Source organism: Kitasatospora sp. NPDC029312 (genome assembly GCF_055569215.1).
Map to the genome: position 1 here is coordinate 40925 of NZ_JBVHXY010000025.1, position 10978 is coordinate 51902.

General features: G+C 69.1%; 16 protein-coding genes. 6 read left to right on the plus strand and 10 right to left on the minus strand.

Annotated elements, in window-relative coordinates; genetic code table 11:
* The 7 genes from ACZ4WV_RS21145 to ACZ4WV_RS21175 form a co-directional block, all read right to left on the minus strand.
* Nucleotides 1-264, minus strand: coding sequence for a hypothetical protein (locus tag ACZ4WV_RS21145; RefSeq protein ID WP_465748880.1), 264 nt, complete (start codon nt 262-264; stop codon nt 1-3).
* A gap of 23 nt (nt 265-287) precedes the next feature.
* Nucleotides 288-737 (minus strand): hypothetical protein, encoded by a 450-nt coding sequence (locus ACZ4WV_RS21150; protein ID WP_465748882.1) that lies wholly within the window; start codon nt 735-737, stop codon nt 288-290.
* Between the two features lie 43 nt (nt 738-780).
* Complete coding sequence (locus tag ACZ4WV_RS21155) at nt 781-1092, minus strand: RRQRL motif-containing zinc-binding protein (RefSeq protein WP_465749011.1); 312 nt, start codon at nt 1090-1092, stop codon at nt 781-783.
* Between the two features lie 71 nt (nt 1093-1163).
* On the minus strand, nt 1164-1517 hold the full coding sequence (locus ACZ4WV_RS21160; protein ID WP_465748884.1) for a hypothetical protein: 354 nt from the start codon (nt 1515-1517) through the stop codon (nt 1164-1166).
* Entirely contained in the window at nt 1514-2533 is a 1020-nt protein-coding gene (locus ACZ4WV_RS21165) for a DUF2637 domain-containing protein (RefSeq protein ID WP_465749013.1), read from the minus strand. The genes ACZ4WV_RS21160 and ACZ4WV_RS21165 overlap by 4 nt, the downstream gene beginning before the upstream one ends.
* 121 nt (nt 2534-2654) lie before the next feature.
* On the minus strand, nt 2655-3293 hold the full coding sequence (locus ACZ4WV_RS21170; RefSeq protein ID WP_465748886.1) for a hypothetical protein: 639 nt from the start codon (nt 3291-3293) through the stop codon (nt 2655-2657).
* Nucleotides 3290-3577: a hypothetical protein gene (locus ACZ4WV_RS21175; protein ID WP_465748888.1), complete on the minus strand. Its 288-nt coding sequence runs from the start codon at nt 3575-3577 to the stop codon at nt 3290-3292. Before ACZ4WV_RS21175 ends, ACZ4WV_RS21170 begins: the two co-directional genes overlap by 4 nt.
* 446 nt (nt 3578-4023) lie before the next feature.
* On the opposite strand from ACZ4WV_RS21175, the gene ACZ4WV_RS21180 reads away from it, so the two are divergent.
* The 3 genes from ACZ4WV_RS21180 to ACZ4WV_RS21190 all read left to right on the plus strand — a co-directional run bounded on the left by ACZ4WV_RS21180 (nt 4024) and on the right by ACZ4WV_RS21190 (nt 6203).
* Nucleotides 4024-4371: a GntR family transcriptional regulator gene (locus ACZ4WV_RS21180; protein ID WP_465748890.1), complete on the plus strand. Its 348-nt coding sequence runs from the start codon at nt 4024-4026 to the stop codon at nt 4369-4371.
* A gap of 264 nt (nt 4372-4635) precedes the next feature.
* Complete coding sequence (locus tag ACZ4WV_RS21185) at nt 4636-5637, plus strand: P-loop nucleotide/nucleoside kinase family protein (protein WP_465748892.1); 1002 nt, start codon at nt 4636-4638, stop codon at nt 5635-5637.
* A gap of 50 nt (nt 5638-5687) precedes the next feature.
* Nucleotides 5688-6203: a phosphotransferase-like protein gene (locus tag ACZ4WV_RS21190; RefSeq protein WP_465748894.1), complete on the plus strand. Its 516-nt coding sequence runs from the start codon at nt 5688-5690 to the stop codon at nt 6201-6203.
* Between the two features lie 13 nt (nt 6204-6216).
* Here ACZ4WV_RS21190 and ACZ4WV_RS21195 read toward each other — a convergent pair whose 3' ends face one another.
* Nucleotides 6217-7062, minus strand: a complete 846-nt coding sequence (locus tag ACZ4WV_RS21195) for a DUF1932 domain-containing protein (protein ID WP_465748896.1) — start codon at nt 7060-7062, stop codon at nt 6217-6219.
* A complete protein-coding gene (locus tag ACZ4WV_RS21200; protein ID WP_465748898.1) occupies nt 7059-7700 on the minus strand; it encodes an HAD family hydrolase in 642 nt (213 codons plus the stop codon). The genes ACZ4WV_RS21195 and ACZ4WV_RS21200 overlap by 4 nt, the downstream gene beginning before the upstream one ends.
* Before the next feature lie 472 nt (nt 7701-8172).
* On the opposite strand from ACZ4WV_RS21200, the gene ACZ4WV_RS21205 reads away from it, so the two are divergent.
* Both ACZ4WV_RS21205 and ACZ4WV_RS21210 read left to right on the plus strand, forming a co-directional pair.
* Nucleotides 8173-8949 carry a DUF72 domain-containing protein gene (locus ACZ4WV_RS21205; RefSeq protein ID WP_465748899.1) on the plus strand — a complete coding sequence of 259 codons (777 nt, stop codon included), beginning with the start codon at nt 8173-8175 and terminating at the stop codon, nt 8947-8949.
* A 53-nt stretch (nt 8950-9002) separates the two neighbouring features.
* The gene (locus ACZ4WV_RS21210; protein ID WP_465748901.1) at nt 9003-9209 is read left to right on the plus strand and encodes a hypothetical protein; all 207 of its coding nucleotides are present in this window, start codon (nt 9003-9005) and stop codon (nt 9207-9209) included.
* Nucleotides 9210-10136: 927 nt separating this feature from the next.
* Here the strand turns inward: ACZ4WV_RS21210 and ACZ4WV_RS21215 are convergent.
* Nucleotides 10137-10493 carry a winged helix-turn-helix transcriptional regulator gene (locus ACZ4WV_RS21215; RefSeq protein WP_465748903.1) on the minus strand — a complete coding sequence of 119 codons (357 nt, stop codon included), beginning with the start codon at nt 10491-10493 and terminating at the stop codon, nt 10137-10139.
* 136 nt (nt 10494-10629) lie between these two features.
* Here ACZ4WV_RS21215 and ACZ4WV_RS21220 point away from each other — a divergent pair, with 136 nt between their 5' ends.
* Nucleotides 10630-10950 (plus strand): hypothetical protein, encoded by a 321-nt coding sequence (locus ACZ4WV_RS21220; protein WP_465748905.1) that lies wholly within the window; start codon nt 10630-10632, stop codon nt 10948-10950.
* Nucleotides 10951-10978: the final 28 nt, after the last annotated feature.

Consider the following 10978-nt stretch of genomic DNA (forward strand, 5'->3'; position numbering starts at 1 on the left):
TCAGATCAGGTTGGGCTGGGGCCACGGGATGGCGCGGCACTCGGCGGCGTGGTTGTTGGCCTCGGTGCGGCTGGTGGCGAGCTGCCGGGCGATGTGGCTGTGGTTGCCGCAGCCCAGGCAGATCCAGGCGGCCTTGGGGTCGCCGTACTGGTCGGTGCCGTCGGTGTAGAGGGCGACCATGGCGGCGCTGAGGTTGAGGAACGCGGCGACCGTGCCGACCGGCAGGCTGGTGGTGGGGTCCTTGTGGATGATCTGCTCGGACATGGCGGTTGCTCCCGGGGTGTCGGTCAGGCGGAGACGATGAGGGCGGCGACGGTCTCGAAGGTGTGGTGCCAGGCCTGGTCGAGGGCGTAGGCGCCGTTCATGCCGTGGTCGGCCAGGCGCACGAACTTGCCCTTGCCGGTGGCGTCGGCCAGGCGCCGCAGCGGTTCGCGCCGGTCGGCGATGTAATGCGTGACCGCGGAGAGGGCGAGCGCGGCGGCGATCGGGCCGGGGCGCAGGCGGACGCCGAGCAGGCGGGTCCCGGCCAGCAGGACGGCGCCCTGGGTGGCGGTGTAGGCGGCGACGTGGGCAGCGCAGGCGCGGCGCCCGGCCGCGCTGGACTGCCCGTCGGTGTGGTCGTGCTGGCCCTTGGTCGAGGCCTGGTGGTCGGTCTGGACCCAGTGGTCCGCCACGTCGGCGGCGGCGCGGAGCAGGGCGTAGGAGGCGGCGAAACGGGCAGCGCGGACGCTGGTCACGATGGTCTCCAAAGAGGCTTTGGTGCAGGCGAGTTGGGGGTATTCAGGCCGCGAGGGGCACGGCGTCGGCGCAGGGCAGGCAGGTGCCCAGGTGCGCGGGCAGGACGTAGCCGGCATCGCGCCCGCACTGCGGGCAGGTGCGGCGGGCGGTGTTCGCGGCGGCCAGCGCCCGGAGCCTGCCCTCGGTCATGGGGCGGACGGGCGCGGCGAGGGTGAGGCGGTAGAGGTAGGCGACCCGGGGGCCCGACTTCGAGCGGCGGGAGCGCCACATGATCTGCGCGGCGACCTGCTGCCCGTTCGGGCGCAGGCCGCGGGCGCGGAGCTGTCGGCGGGTGAGCAGGCCGGCCGGGGCCATCCTCCACGGGTAGGTGGGGATGCCCCCGAACCGGTCGCCCTGCGGGTCCCAGAAGCGGGGCCGGGCCACGGCTACTCGTCCTCGCCCGGGTCGGGCCGGTAGTAGAAGCCGATGAGTTTCACCGGGACGCCGCTGTGGGTGATGGTGGCGGTGAGCCAGGCGAGCGTGCCGGACACGGCGGTGTCGTGGTCGAGGGCGCCCGGGTCGATGCCGAGGGCCTGGCGCCACTGCTCGAAGTGGTTGAGGCCGTTGTGCAGGGCGATTTCCAGGCCCCACCGGAAGGCGTGCGTGTCGGGCACCCGCAGGTACTGGAGCTGGACGGTCGGGGCGGGGAGCGTCGAGTGGGCGCTCAGGAGGGACAGCAGCACGCCGGCCGCGTTGATCTGGTCGGCGGCGGTGGGGAGGGTGTCGGTGTCGGTGGTCACGATGCCTGCTCCTCGTTGTGCGGGGTGGTGGTCTCTTCGGTGTCGGCCGGGACGGCGTGCAGGGCGGGGCGCTCCGTGCCGGCCGTGCCGAACTCCCGGTAGCGGGCGGCGACCCATCCGGCCGACCAGCCGGTCAGCTCGACCGCCCGACGCTGCGGGATACCGAGCGTCACGGCGGTCTGGACGGTCAGCCGGGCCCGGTCCTCGGGCAGGCGCTCGGTCGCCGCGGGCGCGGAGAGGAGTTCCTGCCGCAGCCGCTCGACCTCCTGCTCGGCGCGGCGCTCACGTTCACGCTCACGGCGCTCACGCTCGCTCGCCTCACGCTCACGGCGCTCACGCTCGGCCCGTTCGACCTCCTGCCGGCGCTGGCGTTCGGCGCGTTCGGCGTCCTCTCGGCGGGCCTGCTCGGCCCGTTCCTCGCGGGCGATGCTCGCGGCGTGCTCACGCTGCTCGCGGGCCATCCGGGCGTCGTGCTCACGGCGCTCACGCTCGGCCTTCTCGGCCCGCTCGTACTCGGCCAACCGGTCCTCGCGTTCCTGCCGACGTCGCTCTTCGGCGCGGCGTTCACGCTCGGCCCGTTCATCGCGCTCACGGGCTTCACGGGCGGCTAGCGCGGCGGCGATCGCCCGCCGGTAGGCGAGTGAGGTCTCCGCCGTGACGATCAGCAGCAGCGGCGCCACCGCGTGGACCGACACCCCGACCGCGTCGCGGTTCAGGGCGGACAGACCCACGTTGAGCAGCACCGTCATGAGGCCGGTCATCCAGCGCAGCACGACTGGCCAGCGGCCCCCGTCGCCGCCGAGTCGGGCGAGCGTGCTGTCCATGCGGATCACGATCACCACCGCCGCGTCCACGACCAGCGGCAGGATCGGGGCCGTCCACTGCCAGCCGTCCGGGGTGTGTCCGGACATGAGCGGGGTCACCGTGAGCACGCTGTAGAGGACCGCGCCCAGCGTGATCGTCCACGTGCCCACGGCCAACGCTCGCTCCGCCGAGCGGATCTGGTCCGGGCTCATCGGCGCCTTCACCGCGACCACCGCCCGATGCGCGGTGAGCACGCCGTGAGCGACTGGTGAGCGATCGTGAGCGTCGCGAGCAAGCCCGACGTCACGGCGACGGTCTTGCGGAGGATCCCCATCACGCACCCCCGCCCAGGGCGAGTCCGGTGATGGCGGCAGCCTGCGCTCCGGTGAGCGTTCCGCGCTGGTTCAGGGCGGCGGCGAGGGCTGTCACCTGGCTCCAGAGGCCGTGCAGCCACATGTCGACGTGGTCGTGCAGGGCCGCGAGGTCGGCGGTCGGGTCGCAGCTGACGCCGTAGGTCAGACCGTCGGGGCGAGCGGGGCGCACATACCGGTCGATGATGGCCCGGTCATGGGCGGCGAGGAACTCGACCACCCAAGCGCGGTCCTGGGTCCACAGGCCCGTCTCGCGCAGCCAGCGGTCCTGCGCACGCTCCCCGGCGGCGCTGGCCAGCATGATCCCGCGCACCGGCTCGGCGCAGTCCGGCTCGTAGGTGGTGCTGCCAGCGGCGTCGGGGCTGTCCGGCCCGTGGCCGTGGCCGATGGCGATGGAGACGGACGTGAGCCGCATGCCGAGGCGGAGGGCCAGGACCGCGTGACCGGCCTCGTGCATCGCGATGCCATGCCGCAGCAGCGGCTCCGACAGGTTGAGGATGCGGTAGGCGGTCGTCGGCCCGTCCAGCAGCGGCTTAGGCTGGCGCGTGGTCAGCCCGGACTCGGCATCCGTGTGCCAGGTGGTGTGGAGGGTCGTGGTCATGCCGCCACCCCCGAACGGGTCCGGCGGCCGGCGGGGCGGTTGCGGTGCAGCGGGACGGGGGCGGTCCGCAGCAGCTCGGTGGCCACCGCCGCCGACTCCGGGTCCGTCTCCCACAGCTCCGCCAGCACCTCACGGGCCACGTCGGTACGGGCTCGGTATCCGTCCGCGCTCTCACCGGCCACGCCGCCGAACAACGCCCCGAACGGGTCGCTGTCGACGCCGAGCGCCAGCTCAACGAACTCCAGGGCCGAACCGGCCCGTTGACCTGCAACAATCGAACTCACGGGTTCACCTCTTCATTGGTTGGTGAGTGGACCCGGGGCCGCCGCGCGCCCGGCCAAGGAATGCGCGGCGGCCCGTTCCTCGGGCCCAGCCACTCGTCACATCACGAGCAGCCATGACCCCCGACCCGCCGCGGGCGGCACGGATCGGGGACCAAAGACACTCGTTCTTGATCAGCACACTGTTGAGTTCTCAAAGAACTGCGATCCGTGCAGCTCGCAGGGCGCGCGGCTGGGCCGCCTTCCCCCGACAACTGCGGGTCGCATTTGCACAGGACATGCAGGAATAGCGAGGCCAGAGAGCTTTGCTCTCTCTGTCGCACAGTTCAACTGTGAGGCAGAGAGGGCAGAGTTGGCAAGTCCATCGGCCGAGTGACATGCGGAAGCATTGGTTCCGGCCGGGGCGTGCGGCACTATGAGGCAGAGACGCAGAGGGATGTGGAGAGTTGATGGTCGAGTGGACCGGAGAGAAGTCCGCCTATCGGCAGGTGGCGGACGACCTTTGCGCGCGAATCGCTGCCGGCGAGTTCGCCTCCAGCGGGCGGATCCCGTCACTGACGGCGATCCGAACGCAGTACGAGGTGACGCAGACCGTCGCGCGGGCGGCTGTGACGCACCTGAAAGAGGCCGGGCTGGTGGTGAGCCACCAGGGCAAGGCGGCGTTCCTGGCCCCGGACGCTGCGACCAGGGCCGGTGTGATGACCGGGGATGCCGAGGGGCTGCGGCGGGAGCTGGCGGAGGTTCGAGAAGAACTTCGCGCGCTGGTTGCCCGAGTGGCGGAGCTTGAGGCCAAGTGATGGCTAGGCGGGGGGATCAGGGGATCGCGGGTTTGCCGTGGTCCCCTCTCTGCATATCGGGGCGGTTGGCTCCCCATTGCTGCCTCCTTGGTGGCGCGGACTGATCTCAGTTCACACCTGCCGCCAAGGAATCGGTATCACGGAGCCTTACCGGTATTCGGCTTCGCGTCTTTACACGAGTAGTATCACGACTTCTATCGCGATTTTCAGGTGACTCAACGAGCCGCTACACTCGCGGCACGAGCAGTTTCCTAGGAGGGGAATATGGCTCGGCAGCGCCCAGATTGGAATCCGGCAGTTCTCAAAGAGGTCAGGGAGTCCCACGGCCTGACCCTTGAAGAAGCCGGCGAGAAGCTGCGGGAAATCGGCGAGCGGCACAAGTTCAGCCTTGCGGCCAACTTTCAGACGGTCTGGGCGCACGAGAGAGGAACCTCGTACCCGCGCCCTGACTATCGCCGGGCCTACTGCATTCTCTACCGCCTGAATGAGGCGGAACTGGGCTTTCGCCGGGCTCTCCCCGGAGAGGTCGCTTCGATGCCCAGCCAGCGTTCAGCAGAGTCCGTTCCCGACTTGGCCGAGACCATCCGTGAGGCCCTTGGCAGTTTGCGTGAGGGCGTAGACGGGGTCGACGCCGAGGCGTTCCGCAGCCGCATCGTGGAAGAGTGGAAGCGCCGGACAGGCGGCGACGACGCCGGGCCGGCCGTTCTCCTGGTTGGCGGATACGCCGGTTCCGGAAAGTCCGAGTATGCCAAATTCATTGGCCGCCTCACTGGATGGCCAATTCTCGACAAGGATTCGCTAACCCGGCCGCTGGTCGACCAACTTCTGCTAGCCCTTGGAGGCGAGGCAAACGACCGGAGTTCCGACCTCTACCGCGAGAAGGTAAGACCGCTCGAATATCGCTGCCTCATGGAGGCCGCGTGGGACAACCTGAATTGTGGGACTTCCGTAATTCTCGACGCACCGTTCCTTGCGGAGTTCTCGCAAGCGGACTGGATGCAGCGCTTCTACAACCGGTGCAAGGCGAAGCGGGTCGCCGTGGCAGCGATCTGGGTCGAATGCGACCCCGAGTCGATGAGGGAGTACATCGAGTTTCGGGGCGCGGCGCGGGACATGTGGAAGATGGAGGCGTGGGAGGACTACCTGGCCACAGTCGACTTGAAGCTCAGGCCGGCTGGCCCCCACTTCGTCGTGGACAACCGCCTCGGCGCGGCCGTCGCTGCTGCCGACCAGGCCCGCGACGCGTTGAGCGGGGGCGGGCTGTGACCACCCGAGGTCTCATCCTCTATGGACCGCCAGCTGCCGGGAAGGACACCGTGACCAGGGCGCTCCAAGAGATCAGCGGGGACTACCGGCTGTTCTCGCGGTTGAAGGTCGGAGCGGGGAAGTCTGCCGGTTACCGAATGGGCACCGCCGACCAGCTCGCCGAACTGGAGAAGGCTGGCGACGTCGTGTACCAGAACAGCCGGTACGGCAACACCTACGTCATCGATCGCCCCGGGCTGGACGACGCATTCAACGCCGGTGTCCCGATCGTGCATCTGGGCCAGATCGAGGGCATCGACGCTCTGGTCGCGGGCTATCCGGCGGACTGGTCAGCCGTGCTGCTCTGGTGCTCGCGCAGGACGACCGAGGCCCGCTCCGTCAGCCGCGGCGATAGCGACACGGAGGCCCGGCTGACTGCGTGGGACGCCACCCAGGCCGACGTCGACGCGCACCCGGCGCAGGTGTGGGACCTCTCGGTGGACACCGCCACCGTCGAACCGGCAGAGGCCGCCCAGCTCATCCATGCGCTGCTATCGCGGCGCGGTGAGGTCGACCACCCGCAGTAGATGAGTCCGGCCCTTACGGGCGGGCCAGACGGTCAAGGGCCTCGTCGGGCGTCAGCCCGGCGAGGTCTTTGCTGTCCCCCCAACGCACCAGGGTCTGGGCAGCAGCCCGCAGCAGCTCGTCCGGCAGCCCAGCGGCGGACAGCATGTCGGCGGCCTCCTCCATCTCCGGCCCCCAACGCCACGCTCGCGCTGCGGTCTTGGCGATATATCCGGTCTCCACCAGGTAGCTACCCTGGCGTTTGCCAGCCACGTCCAACAGTGCCTCGTTCACGCCGTGGGCTCGTGCCGCGCCGAATGCCACGGCAGCCAGCACGCGGGATGCCTTCTGGTACGAGCTGTACGCCAGTTTCAGGGCCGACGCCTGGCCGACGTCACTGCCCAGCACAGGCGTCTCCACCGGGCTACCGGCAAACAGATCCCCCAGCAGCGCGACGGCGTCCGCCGCACCCGAAAGGTACAGCCGGGTCCGCTTGCCTCCGATCGGTGGTGAGCCGATCACTGCGCCGTCGACCACCGCGTGAGCGCATCCGCCCAGCACGGCGGCGATTCGCTGTGTCCGCTCCGGGTTGATCGCGTTGGCCTCCACGTAGACACCCGTGTATCGGCGTTCCGCAACGGCGCGGGCCATGTCCTCGGCGGCGGCCGGCGGGCAGATGCTGAGGACGATGTGGGCCTGTTCCAACAGCTCATCCAATCCGGCAACCGGTTCCAGCCTGGCCCGCTCAGCCCGTGCTGCCGTGGCCGCGCTACGGCCTGCTGGACACCAGAGCACTCGCGCCGCGTTCGCTCGGGCGCACGCGGCCACTGCGGCACCCATGTTCCCGGGGTGGAGAATGCCGACTGTCGGCTTGATGGTCATCGTGCAATCTCCGGAAGTCCGAGCAGGAAGTCTGCGGCGTCGACGGTGGTCTCGGCGATGTGGTCGGGGGCCAGGCCCGGGGCAGACCAATCATTCCCAGCCGAGATCCAGATGGTCCGCAGGCCAGCCGCGCTGGCCCCAACGATGTCCGTCACCGGGTTGTCGCCGACCATCCAGACATCGCCTGGCAGTTCTCCCTCGCACCTCGCAACCGCCACCCGGAACGCCTCGGGATCTGGCTTACGGACCCCAACCTCCTCCGAGATGCAGACCCCATCCATTCGGCCGAGGACGCCTGTAGCGGTCAGCTTGGCCCGCTGGATGTCGGCAGCCCCGTTGGTCAACACGCCCACCGACCAGCCAGCAGCACGCAGCCGATCGAGCCGGGACAACGTCGCCGGAGCGCAGACCACCCGCGCGGCCAGCCCGGCCACGTAGCTGTCCCACAGCTCCACAGCGGACTCCCCCAGACCGAGGGTGCTGCGGATGCCTTCGAACGTCTCCGGCGTCGCGCGCTCTCGAAGTGCCTCGGACACCGCCTGGGCGGCCTCCGTCGACAATCCCCGAGCCGCGCTGAAATCGGTGACCCAACCCGTCACGGCGCCGTTCCGGTTGATCAACGTGTTGTCGAGGTCCATGAGAACGAGCCTGCCCATGCGGCGACCCTACCTGCGAGGGCGGGGCGGCATCTGAGCATCAGCCCTGACCAGCGCAGAAGGCCGTACTCGTAGTCTCATCCACAGTCTCATCCGCCGCCGTTCGCGGACGTTCAGTCGACCGCCCAACGGCGCTGCAACCAGCGTGATGAACGTCGGCGGACCCCGGCGGATGTCGGCATGCAGAGTTGGAAAGCGTGTTGGGGGCAACCCCTCACGAGTTCGAATCTCGTATCCTCCGCCTTCACGAAGGCCCGGACTGTTTACCAGTCCGGGCCTTCGTCGTTCCCTCATGCCGGAACCCCGCTTCGACCACCGTGCCGGTCCGAAGGGGAGCCGGCTGTTGCCAGCCGGTCTCGCGCGCAGTTGGCCCTTCCACGACACCTGCGCCAACGGCGACGACCTGTCTCAAGGCCTCCGCCGGTAGGCGTGCACTCCGTGCTTCCATGGAAGCGTGGTCCTTTATGTCGGCACCTCGGGCTGGCAGTACGACGACTGGCGTGACGTCCTGTACGCGCCGGGAACGCCACGGCGGCTCTGGCTGGAGCAGTACGCCCAGCAGTTCGCCACGGTGGAGAACAACAACGCCTTCTACCGCCTGCCCACGACAGCGACCTTCGCCGCCTGGCGGGAGCGGACCCCGGAGGGGTTCGTGATGGCGGTCAAGGCGAGCCGCTACCTCACGCACATCAAGCGCCTGCACGACCCCCAAGAACCGGTGCAGCGACTGCTGTCGGCCGCCGAGGGGCTGGGCTCGCGGCTCGGACCGGTTCTGCTCCAGCTCCCACCCACACTGCGGGCGGACGTCGACCTCCTCGACAACTGCCTGGGGTGCTTCCCAGCCGGGGTGAGGGTGGCCGTCGAACCACGCCACGATTCATGGTGGGTGCCGGAGATCCGGGCGGTGCTCGAACGGCGTGACGCCGCCCTCTGCTGGGCGGACCGCCGGGGACGCCCGGTCACACCGCTGTGGCGAACCGCCGGCTGGGGCTACCTACGCTTCCACGCCGGCCTGGCGCAGCCGCCGCCCCGGTACGGTCGGCAGTCGCTGGCCACCTGGGTGGCGAGGGTCGCCGAGGCCTGGTCGGATCAGGCCGACGTGTACGCGTACTTCAACAATGACCTCGGCTGTGCGGCTCCCCTCGACGCCGTCGCCTTCGCCCGAGCGGCCGCCAGGGTCGGCCGGACGGCGAGCCGCACGCCGCAGGACCTGACAGTGAGGCAGGCCTGATCCGCAATCGGCTGATCGTCTCCGGTGAAGTCCAGAGCGGGGTGTTGTCACGGGTGAACGTCGCCGAGTTGGACAAGGACGAGGCGCGACAGGCGCGTCGGCTGCTCGCGGATGCCGGCCTGCACGGGCACAAGTACGCGATCGACGCCGTGCTCGCCGTGGTGGCGCTGCGGCAGCGAGGGCAGGTGACGGTCTTCGCCTCGTACACGGCGGATCTGGAGAGGCTGCTACCGGACCACGTCGTGGTGGTGAGGGTCTGACCTTCCAGCCCTTCCCGGTTGCGGCCCCGCGGGGTGAACCACCAGGACGTGATTTCCCGGGCCTACCGACTCGGCATGAAGTGGACACCGGGCCGCAAGTAGCCGACTGGCTTGCAAATCCAAGTCGGCGCGGCACGGGCGGCGACGCGCTCGAAGGCGCGGTGAGGGGTGCCGCAGAAACCCGTAGGAGAGCAGAACCCCTGGTCTCAGTTCTGGTCTCATTCATCCCCGTCCAACTGGGTTCAACCGCTGCCCAGCGGCTCGCTCTGCCGCAGCTCGAACCAGGCGTGGACGTTGATGAACGGGATCCGGGAGAATCGGAAGGCGTGTGGGGGCAACCCCTCACGAGTTCGAACCTCGTATCCTCTGCCTCAGTCGAAGGCCCGGACCGCACCACGCGATCCGGGCCTTCGTCGTCTCGTGGTTGCAGCCTTCGGAGGCAGGACTGTGCCCTGTCGGCCCGTCGAGCCATGACCGAGAGCACAGCACGGCCCCCGGCCCCCGGCCCACGCCAAGAGGAGAGCGCGCTGGTGCCGTCGACAGCGATCCAGACACGTCTCCGCGAGTGACTCAGAGCCAGTCGCACCGGCACCGCCTCCAGCGACCCTAGCGACAGCAGACCCGTCCAACGCTCGCCCCGGCGGGGCAGGCGTCATCCCCTCTGGCGACTAGGCGGCTACCGGCGAGCATCAATTCGGCACTGCCACCCCCGGGGAAGAAGCATGAGCACGCAAAGCGCGCAGGTGCGATAAAGCGGGCGATTTATCCCCGGGTGCCGAGTGCCCCGACTGCCTCGGAATTGACCCGGATCGGCGCTCGACGAACCGCAGCCCTAGCTACTCGTCGAATATAGAAGGACACTGCATAATGTTTCGACGCCGGCGCCAAGAGCCCGCACCGAAACCAATCCGGGTAGTAGTGGGCCGATCATCCTGCCGCCGCTAATTCCAGCTCGGCATACGACTGACGAGCCTTCTCGATGTGCCGCCCGTTCCGCTCCGACCAGGCGACGATGCCCTGGACGATCTGCAGCAGGCTCTCCCCCATGGGCGTGAGCTCGTAGATTACGGCCGGCGGCCTACTGCCGACGACCCGCCGCTCGATGAACCCGTCCCGCTCCAGGCGCATCAGGGTCTCGGACAGAACCTTGCCCGAAACGCCCTCCATGCCGGATTTGAGATCGCAAAATCTTCTTGCACCTGCGGCAATATGCTGGCATGCGAGCATCGTCCACCGCTCGCCAATACGGTCCATCACCAGTCGCGCAAGGCACTCGACATTCATTCGGCTCTCCCCCAGGGCCGCCTGTTACTTGAAGGTAACCATAACTCCCCGAGGTGCTGTCGTCACGGTGAAGTGGATCACGCTTGTGATCTATAACTGGGGCCGTCCACCAACACCACTTCCCGGGGGGTTCCTTATGCCGATTTCGTCCGACCAGACCGTTACGGCCCTCAGCACGGCCGCCCAGGCCGCTCCCGCGTGGCAGACGGCCGGTGCCACCGTCCGCTTCGTGCTCGCCGAGCCCGCCGCCGAGGTGACGCTCGACCCCCAGGGGCAGGCAACCGACGCCGCCCCGACCCACGTGCTGCGGATCAACTGGTCCGATCTGCTGGACATCACCGCCGGCCGCCGCAGCTTCCTGCGCTCGGTCACCGGTCGCCGGCTGTCCTCCCACGGGCCGGTGATGCAGACCTTCGCCTTCGGTCAGGCCCTGGAGACCTTCGGCCTCGGTCGCTGACCACCTGGTCGTCGACTGTCCGGAACCA

Coding starts and splice junctions, on each gene's coding strand:
- ACZ4WV_RS21200 (WP_465748898.1), bottom strand. CDS start 7,700: ATGGACCTCGACAACACGTTGATCAACCGGAACGGCGCCGTGACGGGT.
- ACZ4WV_RS21170 (WP_465748886.1), bottom strand. CDS start 3,293: ATGACCACGACCCTCCACACCACCTGGCACACGGATGCCGAGTCCGGG.
- ACZ4WV_RS21215 (WP_465748903.1), bottom strand. CDS start 10,493: ATGAATGTCGAGTGCCTTGCGCGACTGGTGATGGACCGTATTGGCGAG.
- ACZ4WV_RS21145 (WP_465748880.1), bottom strand. CDS start 264: ATGTCCGAGCAGATCATCCACAAGGACCCCACCACCAGCCTGCCGGTC.
- ACZ4WV_RS21155 (WP_465749011.1), bottom strand. CDS start 1,092: ATGGCCCCGGCCGGCCTGCTCACCCGCCGACAGCTCCGCGCCCGCGGC.
- ACZ4WV_RS21165 (WP_465749013.1), bottom strand. CDS start 2,533: ATGAGCCCGGACCAGATCCGCTCGGCGGAGCGAGCGTTGGCCGTGGGC.
- ACZ4WV_RS21195 (WP_465748896.1), bottom strand. CDS start 7,062: ATGACCATCAAGCCGACAGTCGGCATTCTCCACCCCGGGAACATGGGT.
- ACZ4WV_RS21220 (WP_465748905.1), top strand. CDS start 10,630: ATGCCGATTTCGTCCGACCAGACCGTTACGGCCCTCAGCACGGCCGCC.
- ACZ4WV_RS21180 (WP_465748890.1), top strand. CDS start 4,024: ATGGTCGAGTGGACCGGAGAGAAGTCCGCCTATCGGCAGGTGGCGGAC.
- ACZ4WV_RS21185 (WP_465748892.1), top strand. CDS start 4,636: ATGGCTCGGCAGCGCCCAGATTGGAATCCGGCAGTTCTCAAAGAGGTC.